Raw genomic sequence first — 6471 nt, forward strand, 5'->3', positions numbered from 1 at the left:
GGTCAGAACGATGCGAGGGTCGGAGATGTCGGCAGTGAGCGTCGGCTTGGTCAGAATTGCCCCGGCGGCCGACAGCAGAGCAGCCTCCAGTGTTTTTTCATCACTGGCGAAGACAACAGCATCCGGAGTCGCTTTGCTGATGGCGGAAACACGAGCGATCTCACCCGGGCCCTCGTCGGCTGAGGCAAATGTGGGACAGCCGGAGGCCGTAATCTTCGCTGCTAGCTGCGAAAGGTCAAACATGCGGTGTGCCTCCGTACCTTACTTCGTGCTGGAGCCCTTGTAGAGTCCCTCGGTAGATCCGTGTCGAATCCAGCCTTCGTCCAGAGTGACTTCCTTAATCGTCTGGCGGCGGTAGGTAAATGCCACATGGATCCTGCCGTCGCTAGTCTGTATCACGGTTGGATAAGAATACTCCTCGCGTCCGGGCGTTTTGGGGCGCTGCTCCTCGATGCCGAAGCCGGGCCGCCCTGTTTCCAGATCTCGTACGTAGCTCCAGGTTGCGCCGTTATCCTCGCTCAGAGCGACCGACAGCGGTTTCCGCAGGCCAGGTATCGGCTTAGAGCCCGAACGGTCATCGTGGGAGTTATTGAAGACCATGACGATACATCCGTTTTGCAAACGGACGGCCTGAACCGACGCGTTGTTGTTCGGAAGAGTGGTAGCCTCCGGTTTGCTCCAATGGCAGCCATCGGACGAGGTGCTGCGATAGACCCACTGCGATTTGCGATCGCGGAACCAGGCGACGAAATGATGGGAATCGATCTGCACCACCGTCGGCTGTACCCGGGCAAAGGAGTCGGTAACGACGCACTCCTCCCAGTGTGCCCCGCCATCGCGGGTGAGCTTCATGGCGGAGTAGTTGGTCTCGGCGCCCTCGCCGATGCCTCTGCTGGTGACATACGTCATGGGCAGCAGCCAGGTCTTCGGCGCCAGAACCAGCAGCGGATGGCGGGTGAAGGAGCCTCCCTTGTCGAACAGGACCACCGGCGCAGACCAATGCTGGCCGTTATCGCGTGAGACGACCTCGAGTACCTTGGAGTTCGCCTCTCCAGCTCCTGCTCCCTGTGTCGTGTGATAGATGTGCACTGCTCCGTCGGGCGACTGGAAGATCACCGGGTTCTGGTAGGACTCGCCGTCGTGATTATCGATCAGCTGCGGCTTCGTCCAGGTGTGCGATCCGCGATTCAGCCGCGACAGCACGATGCCGACACCGGAGTTTCCCTCCCACGAGCCGGCAAACCACACACACAGCAGGTCTCCATTCTTCAGTTGCAGCAGGTTGGCGGCGTGCGAGCTCGGGAAGCCAATCGGTAGCAGGGCCTGTTCTGTTCCGTTCGCCGCGTGCCGCACAACGCCGTCCGCGGTTGCCGCTAGGGCAGGGTCTACAAGTTGTTTCGAGGGTTCGTTCGCGACGGGGGCCTGAAGAGCCAATGCGAGCAGAAGGTGGGGAACCAACATAGTTTAGTAAAGCTTCGCTTCTCCTTCCGGCCGGGTCTTCCAACGGCGGTGAACCCATAGCCACTGGTCAGGATACTCGCGCACATAGCGTTCGATCTCCAAGGTGAAGAGAGCGGTGTTGGCGATTGCGTCCCTCTCGTGGTCGCCGGTGCGGGTCAGCTCGATCTCGGGACCGAAGTGAAGTACATAGCGTTTCTCTGCTTCATTCCACAATAGGAAGCCCGCCAGGACGGCGGCATTGGTCTTGAGAGCGACGCGCGCCAGGCCTGCGCCGGTGCATGCCTGGGTTCCGAAGTATGGAACGAAGACCCCCTGAGGCGGCGTCATGTTCGTGTCCATCAGGATGCCGACCGTCTCGCCCTGATGCATGGCGCGCAGCAGACCGCGTGCGGAATCATCTTTGTGAAGGACGCGGTTGCCGTGCATGCAGCGGATTTCGTTGACGAATCTGTCGACCAGCGGATTGTCCAGACGCCGGATCACCATGGCCATCGGAAAGCCGCGCAGGGAGTGGAAGAAGCTTGAGAGCTCCCATGCTCCCAGGTGGCCGGTGATGATCAGGACTCCGCGGCCTTTGTCCCGGGCCTTCAGGTAGTTATCCAGGCCTTCATAGCGAATGAACTGGCTGGCGCGCTCGGCGGTGTATCCCGCCATCTGGCAGAACTCCGCCAGCTGCCATCCGAGGTGCCGGTAGAGTGAGCGCAGAATGCGCTCCCGCTCCTCGGGGGGCATCGCCGGGAACGCGATCTCCAGGTTGCGGACCCCTGTTTTTCGAAGCCGGGAGAGCAGATGAAATGCCGCAGTACCAATAGCGGCGCCAACGATCCGGGCCACAAAGCGGGGCAGGATGCGCAGAGCGCCAACAAGAAGCCACAGAGGGATGAATTCAAGCCAGTGGCGAAAGGTCGCGGATTTGTTCGTGCTTATTGCCAAAACAACAGTCTAGAGCGTTTTTCCTGTTGCCGGGTATCACCGACGCGACGTGCAGCGGCGTTTTCATTGCGGAAAACGTCCATAGATGCGGAAGCCTTAGACCTACAGGGAAAATACTCTATGGTCTTTGTAGCTCGTGAGGCGTGTGAACGGGCAGAAAGATCTCCAGGGTAGTTCCGTGGGTCTCCGGGGCGGTGCTGCTCTCCACCCGGATAGTCCCGCCGTGGCCTTCCACGAACTGCTTCGCGACAAACAGGCCGATGCCGGTGCCGATGGTGCTGCGCGTGGTGAAAAACGCCTCGAAGACACGCTCGAGGTTCTCCTTTGGAATGCCAACGCCTGTGTCTTTGACGCGCAGCCTAACTCCATCTGAGGGGAATGAGACATCCTGCACCGAAACAGCAAGGGTGCCGCCCTGGGGCATGGCATAGAGGGAGTTGGTGATGAGGTTTGAGATCACCTGCAGCATCTCGCCCTGACGCAGGACGATCTTCCGGTCTGACTCCAGATGCCTCTCCAGCGCAATACGATAGGCCTTGCAACGTGGCTCATAGACCTTGAGAGCATTCTCCACCAGGTCGGAGATGGAGGTGGGTTTCGCCGAAGAGTGTTCGCGGTAGTAGCCCAGGGTCTGTTTCGCGATATGAGAGACGCGTGCCAGCTCGCTCTCGGCTGTCTCGAGATAGGCCATACCCTGTGGGTCGGCAATCATGGGCCGCATCAGGTAGAGGAGATTCACCACGGCTTCCAGTGGATTGTTGATCTCATGTGCGATGGTGGCGGCCATCCGTCCAGTAGCCGCGATCTTCTCCGCCTGCAGCAGCGACTCTTCCATCCGCTTGCGGTTGGAGATGTCGCGAAGAATCTTTGAGGCGCCGACGATTCTACCGGTTTCATCTTTGACCGGCGAGACCGTCAGGGAGACCGGAATCCGCTCTCCGCCCCTTGTCAAGCGCGTGGTTTCAAAGTGGTCGATCCGTTCTCCCGCTCTGATCTTGCTCAGGATAAGCTCCTCGTCGGCATGGAACTCCGGTGGGATGAGCTTCAGGATGGACTGCCCGACTATCTCCTCGGGGCGATACCCAAATACGCGGGTCGCCGCGTCATTCCAGCTGGCAATGATGCCGTTCAGGTCCTTGCTCAGGATCGGGTCGTCGGATGAAGTGACAATCGCCGCAAGCTCACTGAGACGTCTGGCATGTTCCTTTTGCTCGCCGGCGTGCAGGACGAGTTGTTTCCGTAAACGGATGGTTTCCAGGCAAGCCGCCGTCTGTGATGCCAACACGCTCATCGAGAACACACCCTCCTCGGAAAAGGCGGCGGTTCGACTGCTGATGTAAAGGAGGGCTCCCGCGCCGATGATGCACGGCAATGGAACCGCCAGCAAGCTGCGAAACGCTTTGCGGGAGATCTTTTCCGGCAGAGCAGGTATGCCGAAGCGGGTACTGGCGTTATCGATGCGAATGACTTTATCGGGGATAGGAAAGTCGGCGGCAAGCGGCGTCACAGATGCGCCTGGTTCCGCACACCACACCGACCCGGTGTCAGATGGACGATACAGCAGAACCCCTGCGTCTGCAGCGCTGAGAGTGCGCCCGGTATCGGCCGCAAAGCACAATGCCTGCGTGCTCTCCGTTGCACGGAGAAGAGACAGACCCGCTTCCGCGAGCAGGCGCGAGGTATCGACCTGTTCCCTCAAGATCGTCATGTGTGCGGCGGCAGACATTCTAGTCAGAAGATACGTGAGGCCGCCGGAGAGGCGGCCTCATTTGTTGAGATGCGTGAGAGATTACCGGGATGCCTTGGCGGTCACGAAGTACTTCGCCACCGTGCTGACGAATGGGTGAGCCGCGGGAGGAGTAGGGGTATTTCCTTTCAGGATGGTCTCAAAGGGAATTGCCGAGCCGTAGAAATCGCGGGTATCGTCGGAATTCTGTTCGAACCACGCACCCTCCAGATCGATGCCGGCAAACAGTCCCTTCGAACGGGAGTAGGTCAGCAGTTCGGCGTTGAGCTTCCAGTCCGTTCCGGCCTGGGCGTTACGGCCCACCGGTCCGGCTGACGCTGCGGCATCGCCACCGATCTTGAACTTATTCTTCAGCATGTCCTGCATGCCTTTCTGATTCATCGCAATGATGACCAGATCAGTTGCCTGACCGCCGATCTGAAAACCGAGGCTGCCGCCAGTCAGCTTCACAAAGACAGGTGCAGACCAGCCGTGGCCGGTGCGACAGGTCGTAACACCCTGGCCGTACTGTCCACCCACGACAAAGGCAGCCTTCTTGTACGAAGGAATCACGGTGACGCAGTAAGCGCTGGCAAGAATGCTCTCTGGAATCGACTTGTCAGGAGTTGCCATGATCTCGTTGAGTACACCTTCGGATGCCTGCAGGCGCTCCAGCTCTTTGGAGTTGTCGGCTGCGTGAACCAGCGGAGCCACAGTCATCAGCGTGCCACACAGTGCTGCTGCAAACTTTTTCATGTTCTTTCTTCCTTTCGGGCGCAAGCGCCTCGTCCTATTGGAATGGATGGACGGGCAATTCGAGAAGTTGTCCCGAAGGAACAAGTGCGAAGAACCTAGGTTGTGATCTGGTGAATGAGTGGAGAAGTAGAGGGGTAAAAAAATGGGGGCTGCGTTCCCGGTGGGTCCCGTATCCGTCAGCCCCGCTTCTCCCAGGTCTGTGTTGCTGTGATTACTCTGAGTGGTTACGAGAGAGTACGCAACGGTACGGAGGTCTATCGACGTAAGTGCTAAAAAAGTTTACTAGTTTGCAAACAGCTTAAAGTTACCGGTTTTTCCTTCCCGAGATTGGGAAGAGGTGCTGCATCGCGAACATTGTCAATGAGATACGGTTCGCTACTCCTACCTTCCGCATGAGCCGGCCGACGTGTGCTTTGACCGTGGACTCGTCAATGTCGAGGGAGAGCCCAATCTCACGATTCGACCGTCCGGCGGTGAGTAACTCCAAAACCTGAAGCTCGCGAGGCGTGAATTCCGGCGGCTCGGGTGTGGTTCGGCTGTTGGTTGGAGCCTGACTGATGAGTTTCGCCAGCACCTTCCGCGGCGCCCAGATGGAGCCTTCGCGCATGGCGTCAATCGCCATCTGGAAGTCTCTTTCTGAAGCGGAGTAGGTCAGGTAACCGCGCGCACCCGCAGCGATGACTTTTTCGACATACTCCTGATCCGTGCGATCCCCCAGAACCATGGTGAGCAGCGAGGGATGCGTGCGTGCGAGCGATGCCAGCAGAACGAACGGATGCTCCGTCGCCTGAGAGTCGATGATGAGGACGGAGATCTCGTCCTCTCGGAAGCCGCCTGGGATCGCGATCGGGACGACTTCAATCCTCGATGATTCGAAGATTGCCTCGAGGCCGGCAAGGCGCACGAGGTCCGTCGTCATCAGACCCAAACGGAAAGGGTGATTCTTGGACGCTAGTGTCATATTTCCGCAGTGATTTCTACTCAACAGGGCTGCGGGCACAACACGAGGAATTTCGTGCTTTGCCTGGGAACGACAACAGAGACCAGGGGATGATCGTTAGAGTTTCGGTAGAACGATCCCCTGTTGGTTCTGATATTTTCCGCCGCGATCGGCATAACTGACCTCGCAGCGTTCATCCGACTGGAAGAAGAGAATCTGGCAAAGGCCCTCGTTGGCGTAGACACGCGCCGGCAGAGGGGTTGTATTTGAGATCTCAAGGGTCACAAAACCCTCCCATTCAGGCTCGAACGGCGTCACGTTGACGATGATGCCGCATCGAGCGTACGTAGACTTTCCAACGCAGATAGTCAGTACGTCACGGGGGATTTTGAAGTACTCAATCGATCGTGCCAGAGCAAAGGAGTTTGGCGGAACAATGACAGATTCCGCCTGTACCGTCACAAACGAGCGCTCATCGAACTGCTTTGGATCGATGATGGCCGAGTTGACGTTAGTGAAGATCTTGAATTCATCGGAGACCCTGAGATCGTAGCCGTACGACGACAGCCCGTAGGAAATGACGCCTTCCCGTACCTGCTTCTCGCTAAACGGGCGAATCATTCCGTGTTCGATGGCCTGCTGACGAATCCAGCGG

The 6471-nt window shown here is 58.3% G+C and carries 6 protein-coding genes and 1 pseudogene; all 7 read right to left on the reverse strand.

Annotated elements, in window-relative coordinates; genetic code table 11:
* Positions 1-243 (reverse strand): annotated as a pseudogene (locus AB4043_RS10355) (hypothetical protein); the annotation flags it as partial.
* Positions 244-261: 18 nt separating this feature from the next.
* Complete coding sequence (locus AB4043_RS10360; RefSeq protein WP_442301999.1) at positions 262-1461, reverse strand: sialidase family protein; 1200 nt, start codon at positions 1459-1461, stop codon at positions 262-264.
* A 3-nt stretch (positions 1462-1464) separates the two neighbouring features.
* Entirely contained in the window at positions 1465-2394 is a 930-nt protein-coding gene (locus tag AB4043_RS10365) for a lysophospholipid acyltransferase family protein (RefSeq protein ID WP_442302000.1), read from the reverse strand.
* 118 nt (positions 2395-2512) lie between these two features.
* Complete coding sequence (locus AB4043_RS10370; RefSeq protein WP_442302001.1) at positions 2513-4102, reverse strand: PAS domain S-box protein; 1590 nt, start codon at positions 4100-4102, stop codon at positions 2513-2515.
* 81 nt (positions 4103-4183) lie between these two features.
* Positions 4184-4876, reverse strand: coding sequence for a lipid-binding SYLF domain-containing protein (locus AB4043_RS10375; RefSeq protein WP_442302002.1), 693 nt, complete (start codon positions 4874-4876; stop codon positions 4184-4186).
* A 304-nt stretch (positions 4877-5180) separates the two neighbouring features.
* Positions 5181-5837: a response regulator transcription factor gene (locus tag AB4043_RS10380; RefSeq protein WP_442302003.1), complete on the reverse strand. Its 657-nt coding sequence runs from the start codon at positions 5835-5837 to the stop codon at positions 5181-5183.
* A 96-nt stretch (positions 5838-5933) separates the two neighbouring features.
* On the reverse strand, positions 5934-6471 hold a 538-nt coding region (gene dcd, locus AB4043_RS10385; RefSeq protein ID WP_442307003.1), incomplete at its 5' end, for a dCTP deaminase.

Source organism: Terriglobus sp. YAF25 (genome assembly GCF_052113305.1).
In the GTDB taxonomy this organism is placed as follows: domain Bacteria; phylum Acidobacteriota; class Terriglobia; order Terriglobales; family Acidobacteriaceae; genus Terriglobus.